Here is a 14,427-nt window from a genome sequence, read left to right on the forward strand (position 1 = left end):
CACCCTCTCCCTCGCACCGTCCGGTGGTGAGGACCACGACTCCCTTCCGGGCCGGGCGTCCACGCCCCGCCGGCCCGGCCCGGAAGGGCGAGCACGACAGCACCCGCACGCCCTCCAGCAGCCACGCCGGACGCCGAGCCGACCCTCCCGAGTCCGGCTCGCCGCCCCGTGCGTCACGAGACAGCCAGGAGCACACGTGTCAAGACCTCCCTCCACCCCCACAACCTTCCGTCGGCGCAACGCGACCTCGCTCGCGATGCTGGGTGCCCTCCTGGCGTCCTCGCTGACCCTGACCCCGTCCTCACCGGCACAGGCGGCGGAGACGCTGCTCTCCCAGGGCAGGCCTGCCACGGCCTCCTCGCAGGAAGGCGAGGGCTACAGCGCGTCCGCCGCCGTCGACGGCAACCTGACCGGCACCCGCTGGTCCAGCGAGCGGCGTGACGGCGAATGGATCCAGGTCGACCTCGGGGCGAGCAGGAGCCTCAGCAGGGTCGTCCTCACCTGGGAGGCCGCCTACGGCAAGAACTACGAGATCCAGGCGTCCGACAACGGCACCGACTGGCGCACGCTGAAGACGGTCACCGGCAGCGACGGCGGCACGGACGAGGCCGCCGTCTCCGGCTCCGGCCGGTACGTCCGTATGCAGGGCGTCACGCGCGCCGGCGGCTACGGGTACTCCCTGTGGGAGTTCCAGGTCTACGGCGGCGACGGCACCACCAACCCGCCCCAGGGCGGCGCCGTCAAGGTCACCGGCTCCCAGGGCAACTGGCAGCTGACCGTCGGAGGGCAGCCGTACACGGTCAAGGGACTCACCTGGGGTCCGTCCGTCGCGGACGCCCCCAGGTACCTCCCCGACGTGAAGTCCATGGGCGCCAACACCATCCGTACGTGGGGCACCGACGGCTCCACGAAGCCGCTCCTCGACGCCGCGGCCGCCCAGGGCATACGGGTCATCAACGGCTTCTGGCTCCAGCCCGGCGGGGGCCCCGGCTCCGGGGGGTGCGTCAACTACGTCACCGACGCGACGTACAAGAGCACCATGCTCACCGAGTTCGCGAAGTGGGTCGACGCCTACAGGAGCCACCCGGCGACCCTGATGTGGAACGTCGGCAACGAGTCCGTCCTCGGCCTGCAGAACTGCTACAGCGGCACCGAACTGGAGGCGCAGCGCAACGCGTACACCTCGTTCGTGAACGACGTCGCCAAGAAGATCCACTCCATCGACCCCGACCACCCCGTCACCTCGACCGACGCCTGGACCGGAGCCTGGCCGTACTACAAGCGGAACGCCCCGGACCTCGACCTGTACTCGATGAACTCCTACGGCAACCTGTGCAAGGTGCGCCAGGACTGGACCGACGGCGGCTACACGAAGCCCTACATCATCACCGAGACCGGTCCGGCGGGGGAGTGGGAGGTCCCCGACGACGCCAACGGCATTCCGGACGAGCCGACCGACGTCCAGAAGGCTGAGGGCTACACCAAGGCGTGGGGCTGCATCACCGGCCACCAGGGCGTCGCTCTGGGCGCGACGATGTTCCACTACGGCGTGGAGCACGACTTCGGCGGCATCTGGTTCAACCTGGTGCCCGACGGCCTGAAGCGGCTGTCGTACTACGCGGTCAAGAAGGCGTACGCCGGCTCCACCGCGGGCGACAACACCCCGCCGGTCGTCACGAACATGGCCGTGACTCCGGCCACCGGGGCCCCCGCCGGCCGTGAGTTCACCGTGCGCGCCGACATCCGCGATCCCGACGGGGACCAGATCACCCCCAAGATCTTCCTCAGCGGGAACTACGCCAACGGCGACAAGCGGCTCGTCGAGGCGCAGTGGCGCTCCACCGGCAACGGCACCTTCGCCGTGACCGCGCCCGACAAACTGGGCGTCTGGAAGGTCTACGTCCAGGCCGAGGACGGTCACGGCAACGCCGGCATCGAGACGAAGTCCGTCAAGGTGGTCGCACCGCCCGTGGCGGGCACCAACGTCGCCCTGAACCGGCCCACCACCGCCTCCTCGTACCAGACCCAGTACGGCGACTGCCCCTGCGCGCCCGCCCTGGCCACGGACGGGAACCCCACGACCCGGTGGGCCAGCGACTGGAGCGACCCGCAGTGGATCCAGGTCGACCTCGGTGCTGCCAAGGCCATCCGCACGGTGCAGCTCGTGTGGGACCCCGCCTACGCCAAGTCCTATGAGGTGCAGGTCTCCGACGACGGCACCAACTGGCGCCCGGTCCACTCCACGACGGCCGGCAACGGGGACATCGACACGATCGACCTGTCCGTCACCGCACGTCACGTCCGTCTCCAGCTGACGGCCCGGGGCACCGGATGGGGCTACTCCCTGCACGAGTTCGGCGTCTACAGCTGATCGCACCCGACACTCCACGCGGGGACGACGCGGCTGACGAAGGGGCCACGCCGGGTGAGGGCACGACCTTCACCCGGCGCGGCCCCGGCTCCCGTTGCGGGAGCGGAGGCGAGGGCCCAGGGCACTCCCCAGGGGCGGCCCGGCCCGCCCCGGGGAAGGGCGCGGCCGGGGCGTCGTCCACGTCCCGGCTGGTGAGGAGTGGTCGCGGAAGTGCCATACGATGCGCACACCTACACGCAAATTCCGTTAGAGGATGCACACGTCATGTCTTTCGGTGTCACGTCCCGTTCCCTGCGCGGTATATCCGTCGTCGTCGCACTTCTCGCCATCGGCGCTTCGGGCTGCTCCGACGAGGGCGACGCGAACAAGCACGCGGTCTCCTCCCTCGCCACCGGTGACTGCTACAACCTGGACGGTACGTCCAGCTCTTCCGAGGAGCCCGCTGTCCACTCCGTGTCGTGCGAGGAACCGCACGTGGGGCAGGTCGTCGACGAGTTCAAGATCGACGACGAGGAGTCCTTCCCCGGGGACGACGCGGTCGCGGTGATCGCCGACGGCCGGTGCCCGGCCGCGGCGGAGAAGTTCGCTCCGGACCCCTGGGCACTGCCCGAGGGGGTCGACGTCTTCTACTACCACCCCTCGAAGACGAGCTGGGCGGCGGGCGACCGTGCCGTGAGCTGTGCCTACACCAGCACGACGGGCGAGTTCTCGGGCTCGCTGAAGAGCGACCCCCTGGACGACGACCAGCTCGCGTACCTCAAGGGTTCGGCGGCCGTCTACGAGGCCCTGTGGTCCCACCAGCCCGAGGGCGAGAAGGCCGCCGACGACCTCCCCGGATACAAGAAGCAGGCCGGCGCCGTGGCAGCGGCGCTCGACACCCACCTCCAGACGCTGCGGGGCATCGAGCAGCCCGAGACCGGCAAGCTGCGCGAGGAGTTGGAGAAGGCCGAAGCCGAGTGGAAGACGGCGGCAGCCGCCGGCGACGCCGACTCGTTCCAGACCGCCTACGACGCGGCGTTCGCCGGGCTCGACCCCAGCAAGTCGGTCGCCGCCCGCAAGGAACTGAAGCTCGCCACGACCGTCCCGGCCGACGAGGCCGAGGGCTGGGCAGGCTGACCACCACCCGTCCGCCGCGAAACCGATGCCCCGGTCCCGCACCGGGGCATCTGCAGGCGCCCACGGTCACCGGTCACCTCGTACGCGTCTGCCACGCCGCAGCGCGCGCGACGCCGTCTCCCCGTGAGGCCGGCGGCCAACTCGCCCACCGCAGCGACGTCGTGGCGCCTGCCGCCGGGGCCGGCCCAGCGGGCCCTCGACCTCGTCGATGACCCCTCCCGCCCTGCTGGATGACGCCCCGGCACCACGACACCGGATGGCCGGCCGCCCCGGTCTCCCCGGGGACGAGGAACCCAGCCGAGGAGTCGGATCGGGCCGTCCGGCACTCCGCGGCCGTCCCGAGCGGTTGATGGTGTGGTGCCGACCGGCGGGAGCGGCCGCCTCCTGGCAGGATGAGGCCATGGAACATGTGCTTGGAATCGGTGGCTACTTCATGCGTGCCGCCGACCCGGCGGCTTTGAGCGCCTGGTACCGCGACCGCTTGGGCCTCGACGCCGACGCGTCCGGCCTGTGGCGTCAGGACGACGGGCCGACGGTCTTCGCGACGTTCGATGCCGACACCGACTACTTCGGTTCCCGTGCTCAGCGATCCATGGTCAACTTCCGGGTCCGCGACCTCGATGCGATGCTCGCGCAGCTGCGCGCCGGGGGAGCGGACGTGGCACAGGAGACGCAGGACATGGAGGGTGTCGGCAGATTCGGCTGGGTCACCGACCCAGAGGGTAACCGGATCGAGTTGTGGCAGCCCGCCTGACCGCCTGACCGCCTGACCGCCTGAGATCGCGGGAGTACCGCGCCGGGCCCTCAGGGGCCGGGCCCACGCCCGGCCTGCCGTGGAGCGCACGGCGTCAGCGCACAGGCCGCCGATCGAGGCCGGAGTCCCCGATTCCCCTGCCGGGACCCCGCTGGTGGATTCCTCCAAGCGCAGCCGGCCATCGTTGTGCCTGTCAAGATCACGTGCTTGTTCCTCACCGTCGCAGACTTGCATGACGGGGTGGCCGAGGCGGGTGCCCCTTCCTTGTCCGTGACGACACCTGGGGGACCACACCGTGAGCGAACGCGTCATCGCGCCCAAGAGCCGGGGCTTCCTGTTCCTCGACTCCCATCCCACCGGCTGCCGACGGCTCGTGGACGAGATGTGGCAGGCCGTGCCCGAGCCCGTGCCCGCCGGGGGTGAGGGGCCGGTGGCCCTGATCATCGGCTCGTCCGCGGGGTACGGCCTGGCCGCCACGATCGCGGGCCTGGCCCGGGTCGGCATCCGTGGCATCGGCGTGTGCTTCGAGAAGGCGCCGGCGCGGCGCACCGGAACGGCCGGCTGGTACCGCACCGCCGCCACCGCCCGGCTCGCGCGTCAGCACGGGAGGGACATGGTCTTCCTCAACGGGGATGCCTTCAGCGACACCATGAAGGAGCAGGTCGCCGGCCTCCTGGCCGAGCGCTTCGGGGGACGGCTCGACTTCCTGATCTACTCCGTGGCCGCTCCCCGCCGCACCGACCCCGACACCGGCCACGTCCATGCCTCGGTCCTCAAGCCGATCGGCTCGCCCTGCACCACCAAGACGCTCGTCTTCGACGACGACGGTGCCCCGGAGGTGAAGGAGGTCACCACCCCGCCGGCGGAAGGCGACGACGTCGAGCAGACCGTGGCAGTGATGGGCGGCACCGACTGGGAGCGCTGGATCACCTACCTGGACGACCGGTCCCTGCTCGCCGAAGGCTTCGCGACCGTGGCCCTGTCCTACATCGGCTCGCCGCTCACCGCGGGGATCTACCGGCAGGGCACCATCGGCGCCGCGAAGTCCCATCTGGAAGCCACCGCACGCGCGTTGGACGAGCGCCTGGGCAAGGCCCTGGGGGGCCGTGCCCTGACTTCGGTCAACGCCGCTGCCGTCACCCAGTCCTCCACCGCCATTCCCGGCATCGCCCGGTACGTCGGGCTGCTCCGGGGGGTTCTCGGCGACGCCATGGTCTCCCCGACGGGCCAACTGGTGGAGCTGTGGGACCAGCTGACGGGCGACGGTCCGCTCGTCCTCGACGAGGAGGGCCGGATCCGCCTCGACACCTGGGAACTCGATCCCGCCGTCCAGGACGCCGTCGCCGAGCGCTGGAGCGTGGCCACCAGCGACACCGTCCCGGAGCTCGCCGATCTCGACTGGTTCGGTGACGAGGTCCGACGTCTGTACGGTTTCTCGGTTCCGGGCGTCGACTACTCCGCCGCTGTCGACACCGAGGTCGCCTGGCCCACCCGGATCAACTGACCGGCGACACCTGTTCCGTGCCGCGCGTCGCGGCCGGACGGCGTCGACCGGCGACCGGGATCCGGCCAATTCGACGCCGACCGTCAGGGACTGTCGGAGCGTCGGCACATACGACGGGCCGGCCGGCGGCGTCTGCGCCGGCCCTCGGGCGGGTCGCCTTCCTGCCCTCCACCGGTGCCGCAGCCGCCATCCCACGTTTCCACGCTCTCGGACGGTGTGGTCCGGTTCCGCGGGGGCACATCATCACGCATCGCCCGGAGCGCGGGGCGGTCCGCCCGGCCAGGCGGTCGCCGTCCGGCAGGCACCGGGGCCGAACAGGTGTGATCCGGACAAGTGCAGAGACGTGTGACCCGCGTCAAACGAACTGCCGCTTGCGGGAGTTGAACAACAAGCGTATTACTTGCTACAGCAAGTACATGATGGTTCCGCTCTCGCGGCCTGCCTCTTCGTGACGGCGCGCGTGTGCGGGACCCTACGCAAAGGGGCACTCGCATGGACACCCGCACGATCCTCCGCCGCAACAGGCGCGTCCTGGCCATCGCCCTCGCGGGAGGGGCACTCGTGGCCGGCGCGGCCGTGGCCCAGCCCGCGGCCGCGGCCGGGGTTCCCTGGGGGCAGGCCAACTTCTACACGGAAGCCGATTTCGCCGGGACGGTGCATCCCGTCCAGGCCACCGGTTCCGAAGCCGAGTGCATCAACCTTCCGCAACCCATGAAGTCGGTCGCGAACTTCAAGTACGCCTATGTGGACGTGTTCTCGGGCACGGACTGCACCCATGGATTCGCCCGGATCACCGGTCTGCACGCCGGAACCCTCAGCATCCCGGCCGCGAGCTACAAGGTCCTCGTGTCCTACCCGCCGGTCCGCCCCTGAACCGCCCGTGGTGACCGTGCGGTGGCTCGGCGGGTGCCGGGAGAGGGCGATGGTGAAACGACTTCCCGATCCGCCCTCTGTCGCCGCACCGACACTCGATGTGTCCGCCGGCCGGGGTCCGCTCGCGGACTCCGGCGGGGGAGCGGCGACGCTCGTCGTCGCCGCTCGGTCCGTCGATCAGGAGTCGCGCGGCCCGGCGGCCTCCGCCAGCAGTTCCGCGGACCGCAGCCAGGCCTTCCGGTCGACCGGCAGTGACGTGGTGATCAGCTCGTCCGCCTGCGTCGCCGTGGTGAAACGGTCGAGGTAGTCGCGGACCTCGGCCGGGGTGCCGACGGCGGCGTAGTTCAGCTCCTGGTCCACCTGCCCCAGGACCTGCTTGCCGACCGGGGTCTCCAGGACCGTCGACGCCGCGTGGGCGGGCACGTCGACCCCCGCGCGCCCCAGCAGCTGGATCACCCTGCGGCGCTTGGCCGCCAGGAAGTGATCCTGGGCCTCCTGCTCGGTGTCCGCCGCGACCACGTTCACGCCGGCGATGAGATACGGCCTCTCCAGCTGCGCGGAGGGCCGGAACTCGCTTCGGTACAGGTCGGCCGCGTCCAGCAGCGCGCCGGGCGCGAAGTGGGAGGCGAAGGCGAAGGGCAGACCGAGCGCCGCCGCCAGGCCGGCCCCGAAGAGGGAGGAGCCGAGGATGTACAGGGGGACACCGGAACCCTTCCCCGGCGTCGCCTCGACACCCGGGACCAGGGTCTCGTCACTCAGGTATCCGCGCAGCTCGACCACGTCGTCCGGGAAGGTGTCGCCGGACTCAGGGTCCCGGCGCATGGCACGCATGGTCTGCATGTCGCCGCCCGGCGCGCGCCCCAGACCGAGATCGATGCGACCGGGGTAGAGCGTTTCGAGCGTTCCGAACTGCTCCGCGACGGACAGGGGGGCGTGGTTGGGCAGCATGACGCCGCCCGCTCCGAGCCGGATGGTCCGCGTCTGCGCCGCGATGTGCGCTATGAGCACGGAGGGGGCGGCGGAGCCCACGATCGACATGTTGTGATGTTCGGCATACCAGATGCGTCGGAATCCCCACGTCTCGGCGTGCTGCGCCAGGTCCACGCTGGCCCGGAAACTGTCGGCTGCTGTCTCACCGGCGTTGATGTACGCCAGGTCCAGGAGGGAGAGGGGGACGGACGCGGTCATGGCAAACCTTTCCATTGGGAGAGGGCGCGGAGGATCTGCTTTCCGGCCCATGGCCGAAAACCGGCGGTGTGCCCGTTCTGTTCCCCTCGCGGGCCGCGCGGTCGTGAAACATGGGCGGGGGTCCGGCCGAAGCCGGGCCCCCGCCCATGCGGAGCGGGATGATCAGTTCCCGCGGTTCTCCCAGTGCCTGGTCACCGGGGTCGCCGTGACGCCGTTCTCGTAGACGAGTCCGACGCGGTGGTTGTACTGGATCGTGTACATCTTCTTCTTGCCGAAGACGACCGTTCCGCTGCTCTTGAAGTAGTCGTCCGTGAGCGCCGGAGCCTGAGTGGCGACGTACGCCTGCCCCGCCGGAACGCTGTACATGCTGAGTGCCGACTGCGTCGACGGGCTCAGACCTGCCGGGTACTCCGCGGCGTCCGGGTAGCTCTGACCGTAGACGGCCACCGAAGCGGATCCCGACGGACGAATGGTCTTCACGCCGTAGGTGATCTTGGCGTTCTTGCCGTCCGGGTTGTGGAACCAGACCTTCGCGCCGCTGAACCAGATGGCCGTCCACTCGCCCTGGACGTCGGCGACGACGAACTGCTGGCCGGACTGGGCGGTGCTGCCCCAGTCGTTGATGCGGTTGGTGCCGTCACCCTGCCCGTGGATCGACTGGTCGCCGAAGAGCGGAGCGCCGGCGTCCGGAGCCTTGCGCAGGTAGACGAAGTTCGACTCCTGCTGCTTGTCGGCGCAGGCCGTCGACGACGAGTCGCTCGGGTCGTCCCCGGGGCAGACGCGGACGGTCTGCACGTTCCCGGCGAAGCCGGGGTCGATGGTGACGACCGAGCCCACGGTGGGCGTGCTGTGCACTCCGCTGTAGCCGTGGCCGAGCAGCCCCATGAAGTGGCCCCAGTCCCAGCCGTTGCCCGGGTCCCAGTGCATGCCGGACACGTACTTGTCGGCCGGGCCGGGAACGTTGTCGTGGCCGATGACGTGCTGACGGTCCAGCGGTATGTCGAACCGCGCCGCCAGGTACTTCACGAGGGTCGCGGTGGCCTCGTACTGGGCCTCCGTGTACCAGGTGGCGCCCTGGGCGGCGTACCCCTCGTGCTCGATGCCGATGGAGTGCATGTTCGTCGAGTAGTTGCCGGCGTGGAAGGCGATGTTCGTGGTGGGCACCATCTGGGTCACCGCGCCGTCGGACGACCGCATCACGTAGTGGGTGGCCGCGGGATTGGTCGGCGAGGCCAGGCCGTTGACCCCGGCGTCGTAGGTGCTCTCCAGGTCGTGGATGACGATGGTGTCGATCCGGATGCCGTTCGCGGGCCGGTTCGACACCTGTACGCCTGCCGGGGACCCCGGCACGAACGTGCACTGGACGGCCGGCGGGCACTCGATGTCCGCGTTGGCCGAGTTCTTCAGATGCAGGCGGTCCACCTGGGTCTCGGTGGGGTCGACCGAGGGGGAGGCGGAGAGATGGAGGCGCTGGCCGTCCTGCGTCGTGTGGGAGGCGCCCTTGCGGACGGTGTTGAAGACGCGGTCGGCGAAGCTCACCGCGCCCTGGCGATGCGTCGACTGGCTGTAGCGGGCCACGGCGCCGTACCACTTGTCGGCGTCGGCGGTCGTGCTGCCGGCGACGGTCTTCTGGTACGACGCGAGGAGCGCCGCGCCACCGCGGATGTTCGCGGCCGAGTCCTTGCGCAGCGTGTCCGGCGACTCGCCGATCAGCTTCGCGGCGGTCTGCAGCGTGTGGAGCGCGGGATTCGAGGCCATGGACGCGAGGTCGTCACGGCCGGCGCCGCCCGCGTCTCCCGCGGCCATCATGGCCGGGGTGACATCGGTGAGGTGCATCGGGCCGAAGCCGCCGCTGGTGCTGTGGTGCCCCCCGTGGGTGTCCCACGCCGACTCCTGGTAGGCGAGGCCGAGCAGGACGCTGACGGGTACGTGGAACTCCTCGGCGGCCGAGGCGAATTCCTGCTGCCGAGAGGCGGAGTCGGTCTGGGGGTCGGCCGACGCGCTGAACTGCACCGTGGCTGCCAGACCGCCTGCGGCCAGGACGCCCGCCGCGATGACGACGGGGAGCCGCAGCCCTTTTCTCCTCTTGTGCAAAGTGCTGGTCCTAACGGGATGTGGGGGTTGCGAGGTGCTCAGGTGGATCGCTGCCAAGTGCGATGCGGACCTGAGGATGTGACGGTCCGACGGGAACCGGACCGGGCCGGCGTCACAGTGACCGACGAGCCATGAGGGCGATTCATCCCCGGACTCGGCCATATGTGAACCGCGGCCGCGCACCTCGCTGTAGCGAGGGGCCGCGATCCGCGGTCGTTCTCCGACTTCACACGTATCTTACGGGAGCCGCTTACTGCGGGTTGCACCCCCCTCGACGAGTTCTGCTGCGGGGGACGGTCGAAACCGGACGCAACGATGGCAGGTGTGACGTTCGGGACACCGGCGATCCAGTGGTGCAGCGAGGTCCGGGGAACGCCCGCTTTCCTGCGGGCCCCGCCATGGCCGACGGCTCCCACCGGTACTCGGCGGTCCGACCGGCCCCGACGGGGCCGGTGATGGTGCCGGCCCGCGGTGCGTGGCCGCCGTCCGGGGCGGGGCGACCGTTCTCCGGTACGCCGCCGGCCTCACCGTGAGACCTCGCCCGGGACCTCGCGTGACCGCCCGGCCGGCCGATCAATATACTTGATCGAGCAATATGAGTAGGCGTGACTGGACCAGCGCCCGGGCCGCGTGCGGCCGCCGTCGGACACCTCCAGGACGCCGCGGTCGCCCCGTGGTGTGACACACCGGGGACACCACCGCGGCGCCGGAGGTTCCGTCACGCCGGACCGGCCTGTCACGCCGCAAGGATCAAGGAGGGCCCGGGTGCCCCGCGACACCGACCACGCCTACACCATCTGGCTCCGACTGGCGGCGGCCATCGTGAAGCCTGTGCTGTTCCCCCTCGTGTCCCGCCGCTGGCGCGGGCTCGAACACATCCCCGCCACCGGCGGCTTCGTCACCGCCGTCAACCACATCTCGTACATCGACCCGCTCACCTACGGGCACTTCCAGTACAACACCGGCCGGCCGCCCCGGCTGCTCGCGAAGGCATCCCTCTTCACCATCCCCTTCGTCGGCATGATGCTGCGCAAGACCGGCCAGATCCCGGTGCACCGCGGGACCGCGGACGCGGCGACCGCGCTGCGGGACGCGGTGGAAGCGGTCAACAAGGGGGAGTGCGTGGCGATCTACCCCGAGGGGACCGTCACCCGTGATCCCGGGCTGTGGCCGATGACCGGGAAGTCCGGAGCCGCACGCATAGCCCTGACCACGGGTGCGCCCGTCATCCCGATCGCCCAGTGGGGCGCCCACCGCATCGCGCCGCCGTACGCGAGCGGAGGGCGCGGGAACCGGCGACTGAGCCTTGTCCCCCGCCGACGCGTCGACATCGTCGCAGGACCGCCCGTGGACCTCAGCAGGTACGCGGGCAAGCCGCTCACCCAGGAGGTGCTGCGAGAGGCGACCGAGGACATCATGGCCGCGATCACCGGGCTCCTCGCCGGAATCCGCGGCGAGGAGCCCCCTCAGGCACCACACCGCGCCCGTCGTTCCGTCTCCGAACAGGCGAGTTGAGCCCGCAGCCCGGCCCGGCCGCGGTCGGCCGGGCCGCGCCTCGAACGCGGCCGGGCCGACTGCGTCCGGCCTCGGCCCCGGTGTCCGCCCGGGCGGACACGGGTGGTCGGTGAAGCACCGATGCCCACCCGGCCCGCGCACCGCGATCAGCTGTCGTGCATGCGGTCCGCCGGCCCGCGGAGACGTCCCGGGGCGGACCGGCGAACCCAGGGCGCTGTGCGACTTGTCCACGTAGCGGTGCCCAGGACGGGAACCGGGCCGCGCGCGGTGCGCTGCGTGGCGCGCGACTGGCCCGTGCAGGCGGGGAGCCGGATCTTCGGGCCGTATCCGTCGGAGACGGTGTACGGCTCAAGTGGGTTGCCGGGCAACGGCGTTGGTTCGCCGGACCGGACCCGGCGGGCAGGGAGGGCGCCCCGGGTGCGAACTCCTCGGCCGACCGGTCGCGAGTCCACCTCGGTGGTGCGCCGTCGTCCGTCCTATGGGGCGTCCTCCAGCACCTCGCGCAGCCGCTGTGCGAATTCATCGGGCTTGCCCGGGTATCCGTGAGCTCCGTCGAGGAAACCGCCGTGATGACTCGGAAACGTCGTCACGCGCCGGCCGAGCAGCTCGGCCGTCGCGACGGAGGTGCGCCCCGTCTGCACGCCGGTGGACTCCTCGCCGACTGCGATCACCACGCGGGTCGACGCCGTGGCGACCGCGCCCGCGTCGGGCCGGTAGCCGCTGATCGCCCATGACCGGTCGGACAGCAGCGGATCATGGCGCGAGCCGTCGTCCTCGGCGGGCATACCGAACGCGGCGGGATCGGCATCGGGCTGTGCGAAGTACGCGTCGGTGAATTCGCCCTCCCATGAGGTCATGGCGATGAAGGCCGCCATTCCGGCCCCCCACCCCCGCTCCTCGTACGCGTCCCGCACCCGGGCCCGCGCCCGCACGGCTGCCGGGCCGTCTGGAGTCAGGGTGATGAGAGGCGGCTCGTGCGCGACCAGTGTGGTCACGTCCCCGGGGTGCCGGGCCACGAGGGCGAGCGCCGTGACCGCGCCGCCGCTGCTGGCGAACATCTCGACCGGCCCGGCACCAAGTGCCTCGATGACGGCGTGTACGTCCTCGGCCTGGACCTCGGGAGTGTGGTCGGTCCGCCCGTCCTTGCGGATGCTGCGACCGAGCCCGCGCGGATCGTAGGTGACGACGGTCCGGTCGGGGAAGCGCGCCGCGAGTGCGGCGAACCCCGAGGCGTCCATGGGCTGCCCGATCATGAGCAGCGGCGGCCGCCCGCCGTCGGCCGGCAGCGGCCCGCGCACGTCGTGGACGAGATCCGCGCCCGGTGTCTCCAGTGTGTAGGTCTTCATACCCGTGCAGACCCGGCCCGCACCGGGAACTCATCGGTGCGGCACCGCTTTCCCGCGACGCCGCTTGCCGCCGCCTGCTGTGTCAGCCGATGGTCCCGCTGTGCCGGGGTTCGGGGGCGCCCGGCGGGACGAAGCAGGCGGTGACGGTCTTGCCCGACGCCTGGGAGTGCGTGGACCATTCGTCCGCGAGTGCGTCGATGATGGCCATCCCGCGCCCGCCCGTCGTCGTGACGTCCTGGGGCCGCTGGGAGGGGGGCAGGGGATCGGCGTCGTGGACGCTCACGTGCAGACACCGGCTGTCCCAGGTGAGGACCAGCTGGGCGTCGCTGTGTGCGTGCACGTGGGCGTTGGTGATGAGCTCGGAGACGCTGAGCAGGATCGCGTCCACGGTCTCGGGGGCGTCCTTCGTCCACCCCAGGGACGCCAGGTGCTCCCGCGTCCAGTGGCGGCCAGCCCGCACCCCTTGCGAGATCGGGAACGACTGCGCCCATCCCACCGCCCGCAGTGACGTTTCCTTCGTCATCGGCCCCCTCCTCGTTCGGCTCTCCCTCCTCATGTACCCCCGCATTCGAAGCCCACCGCTCGCTCGCGCGAGGGGCGTCGAGGGCGGCCCGGCCGAGCTTCCGCGCGAGCGGAGCGGGCGTGCCGAGCCCGGGGACGTGACGGGCGTTCAGGCCGGGGGCCCGGGGCGGGCGGCCGGGCCGAGTCCGGGGGGGCCCGCCCCGCGAGTAGTTGCTTGACGCGTCAAGTACTGCTTATACTTGCGCAGTCAACAAAGTGAGGCGGTCACCCGTGGAAATCCAAGCTGTGATGACGTCGGGCGCCGCAGCTCAGACGTGCGTCCACCGGATCGGCGCCCGGCGCGGCACAGCCGTGCGCGAGGTGCGATTGCCCCGCATTCTGCGGCACTTGGCCACGGCGGCGGCGGTCACCGCCATGCTGCACGCGGCCGTCCTGGGAGTCTCCTCCCGCGGTGGGCCCCACCCCGAACTGTCATGGGTGGACCCGGCCGAGGTGGCGAAGTCCCTGTACATGCTCGGGCCCTGGCCGCTGACCGCGCTGGTCCTGCTCGCGCCGGCGAGCCGCCGGCCCGCCCTCTGCGTCCGCACGGCCCTCGCGCTGCTCCTGACCGGCGTCACCGGTCTCGCCTTCGCCTGCTGGGCGCCTCTCACGCACCTTCCTGCTCACGAGGGAAGCCTCTTCCGCGCGTACGGGGCACTTCCGGGGGCCCTCACCGGCTGGTACCTGCTGGCGATCCTCGCTACGGCGACCGCGGTCCTGTCGCACCGCGTGCGTGCGGTCCTCGTCACCGCGGGTCTGGGCATCGTGGTCATCTCGACCCTGATTTCCACCGACCCCGCACTCGCCGTCGTGTTCGCCGCCGGAGTGCCCCTGCTCGCCTGGTTCACCGCCGGCCGCATCGTGGTGGGGCGCGAGCGAGGGACGAAGGCCGCCGGCTCCCGGGCACCGCAGTCAGGAGAGGTGCCCGCCAGGACCCGCACCGGGCCCCGGACTCCCGTCCGGGGCCCGGTGCGGACGCGGCAGGCAGCCTGACGGCCACGATCGGCGCGCTTCTTCCGCACACCGCCCACCAGAGGGACGCTCCCGGCTGCACCTCTGCCGGACCGAACGCCACAGCGTGCGACCACGATCCGGGCCGCTCGGG

11 protein-coding genes are annotated in these 14,427 nt (G+C 71.2%); 7 read left to right on the plus strand and 4 right to left on the minus strand.

The window, feature by feature from the left end; all coding sequences use genetic code 11:
• Positions 1 to 256: 256 nt before the first annotated feature.
• The 5 genes from OHT61_RS31425 to OHT61_RS31445 all read left to right on the plus strand — a co-directional run bounded on the left by OHT61_RS31425 (position 257) and on the right by OHT61_RS31445 (position 6,618).
• Positions 257 to 2,371: a discoidin domain-containing protein gene (locus OHT61_RS31425; RefSeq protein ID WP_329043446.1), complete on the plus strand. Its 2,115-nt coding sequence runs from the start codon at positions 257 to 259 to the stop codon at positions 2,369 to 2,371.
• Between the two features lie 264 nt (positions 2,372 to 2,635).
• Complete coding sequence (locus tag OHT61_RS31430) at positions 2,636 to 3,487, plus strand: septum formation family protein (RefSeq protein WP_329042870.1); 852 nt, start codon at positions 2,636 to 2,638, stop codon at positions 3,485 to 3,487.
• Positions 3,488 to 3,887: 400 nt separating this feature from the next.
• Positions 3,888 to 4,241, plus strand: a complete 354-nt coding sequence (locus tag OHT61_RS31435; protein WP_329042871.1) for a VOC family protein — start codon at positions 3,888 to 3,890, stop codon at positions 4,239 to 4,241.
• A 295-nt stretch (positions 4,242 to 4,536) separates the two neighbouring features.
• Positions 4,537 to 5,745 carry an enoyl-[acyl-carrier-protein] reductase FabV gene (fabV, locus tag OHT61_RS31440; RefSeq protein WP_329042872.1) on the plus strand — a complete coding sequence of 403 codons (1,209 nt, stop codon included), beginning with the start codon at positions 4,537 to 4,539 and terminating at the stop codon, positions 5,743 to 5,745.
• A gap of 492 nt (positions 5,746 to 6,237) precedes the next feature.
• A complete protein-coding gene (locus OHT61_RS31445) occupies positions 6,238 to 6,618 on the plus strand; it encodes a hypothetical protein (RefSeq protein ID WP_329042874.1) in 381 nt (126 codons plus the stop codon).
• 177 nt (positions 6,619 to 6,795) lie between these two features.
• On the opposite strand, the gene OHT61_RS31450 is transcribed toward OHT61_RS31445, so the two are convergent.
• Positions 6,796 to 7,806 (minus strand): LLM class flavin-dependent oxidoreductase, encoded by a 1,011-nt coding sequence (locus tag OHT61_RS31450; RefSeq protein ID WP_329042876.1) that lies wholly within the window; start codon positions 7,804 to 7,806, stop codon positions 6,796 to 6,798.
• A gap of 162 nt (positions 7,807 to 7,968) precedes the next feature.
• Positions 7,969 to 9,900 (minus strand): N-acetylmuramoyl-L-alanine amidase, encoded by a 1,932-nt coding sequence (locus tag OHT61_RS31455; protein ID WP_329042878.1) that lies wholly within the window; start codon positions 9,898 to 9,900, stop codon positions 7,969 to 7,971.
• A 765-nt stretch (positions 9,901 to 10,665) separates the two neighbouring features.
• On the opposite strand from OHT61_RS31455, the gene OHT61_RS31460 reads away from it, so the two are divergent.
• A complete protein-coding gene (locus OHT61_RS31460) occupies positions 10,666 to 11,415 on the plus strand; it encodes a lysophospholipid acyltransferase family protein (RefSeq protein ID WP_329042879.1) in 750 nt (249 codons plus the stop codon).
• 476 nt (positions 11,416 to 11,891) lie between these two features.
• On the opposite strand, the gene OHT61_RS31465 is transcribed toward OHT61_RS31460, so the two are convergent.
• Both OHT61_RS31465 and OHT61_RS31470 read right to left on the minus strand, forming a co-directional pair.
• On the minus strand, positions 11,892 to 12,761 hold the full coding sequence (locus tag OHT61_RS31465; RefSeq protein ID WP_329042881.1) for an alpha/beta fold hydrolase: 870 nt from the start codon (positions 12,759 to 12,761) through the stop codon (positions 11,892 to 11,894).
• A gap of 82 nt (positions 12,762 to 12,843) precedes the next feature.
• On the minus strand, positions 12,844 to 13,284 hold the full coding sequence (locus OHT61_RS31470) for an ATP-binding protein (RefSeq protein ID WP_329042882.1): 441 nt from the start codon (positions 13,282 to 13,284) through the stop codon (positions 12,844 to 12,846).
• Positions 13,285 to 13,670: 386 nt separating this feature from the next.
• Here OHT61_RS31470 and OHT61_RS31475 point away from each other — a divergent pair, with 386 nt between their 5' ends.
• Positions 13,671 to 14,315 (plus strand): hypothetical protein, encoded by a 645-nt coding sequence (locus tag OHT61_RS31475; protein ID WP_329042883.1) that lies wholly within the window; start codon positions 13,671 to 13,673, stop codon positions 14,313 to 14,315.
• Positions 14,316 to 14,427 lie beyond the last annotated feature (112 nt).

The organism is Streptomyces sp. NBC_00178 (assembly GCF_036206005.1).
In the GTDB taxonomy this organism is placed as follows: domain Bacteria; phylum Actinomycetota; class Actinomycetes; order Streptomycetales; family Streptomycetaceae; genus Streptomyces.

Bases quoted from the DNA above. Each gene is read 5' to 3' on its own strand.
- OHT61_RS31425 (WP_329043446.1), top strand. From the start codon at position 257: ATGCTGGGTGCCCTCCTGGCGTCCTCGCTGACCCTGACCCCGTCCTCA.
- OHT61_RS31430 (WP_329042870.1), top strand. From the start codon at position 2,636: ATGTCTTTCGGTGTCACGTCCCGTTCCCTGCGCGGTATATCCGTCGTC.
- OHT61_RS31435 (WP_329042871.1), top strand. From the start codon at position 3,888: ATGGAACATGTGCTTGGAATCGGTGGCTACTTCATGCGTGCCGCCGAC.
- OHT61_RS31445 (WP_329042874.1), top strand. From the start codon at position 6,238: ATGGACACCCGCACGATCCTCCGCCGCAACAGGCGCGTCCTGGCCATC.
- OHT61_RS31450 (WP_329042876.1), bottom strand. From the start codon at position 7,806: ATGACCGCGTCCGTCCCCCTCTCCCTCCTGGACCTGGCGTACATCAAC.
- OHT61_RS31465 (WP_329042881.1), bottom strand. From the start codon at position 12,761: ATGAAGACCTACACACTGGAGACACCGGGCGCGGATCTCGTCCACGAC.
- OHT61_RS31470 (WP_329042882.1), bottom strand. From the start codon at position 13,284: ATGACGAAGGAAACGTCACTGCGGGCGGTGGGATGGGCGCAGTCGTTC.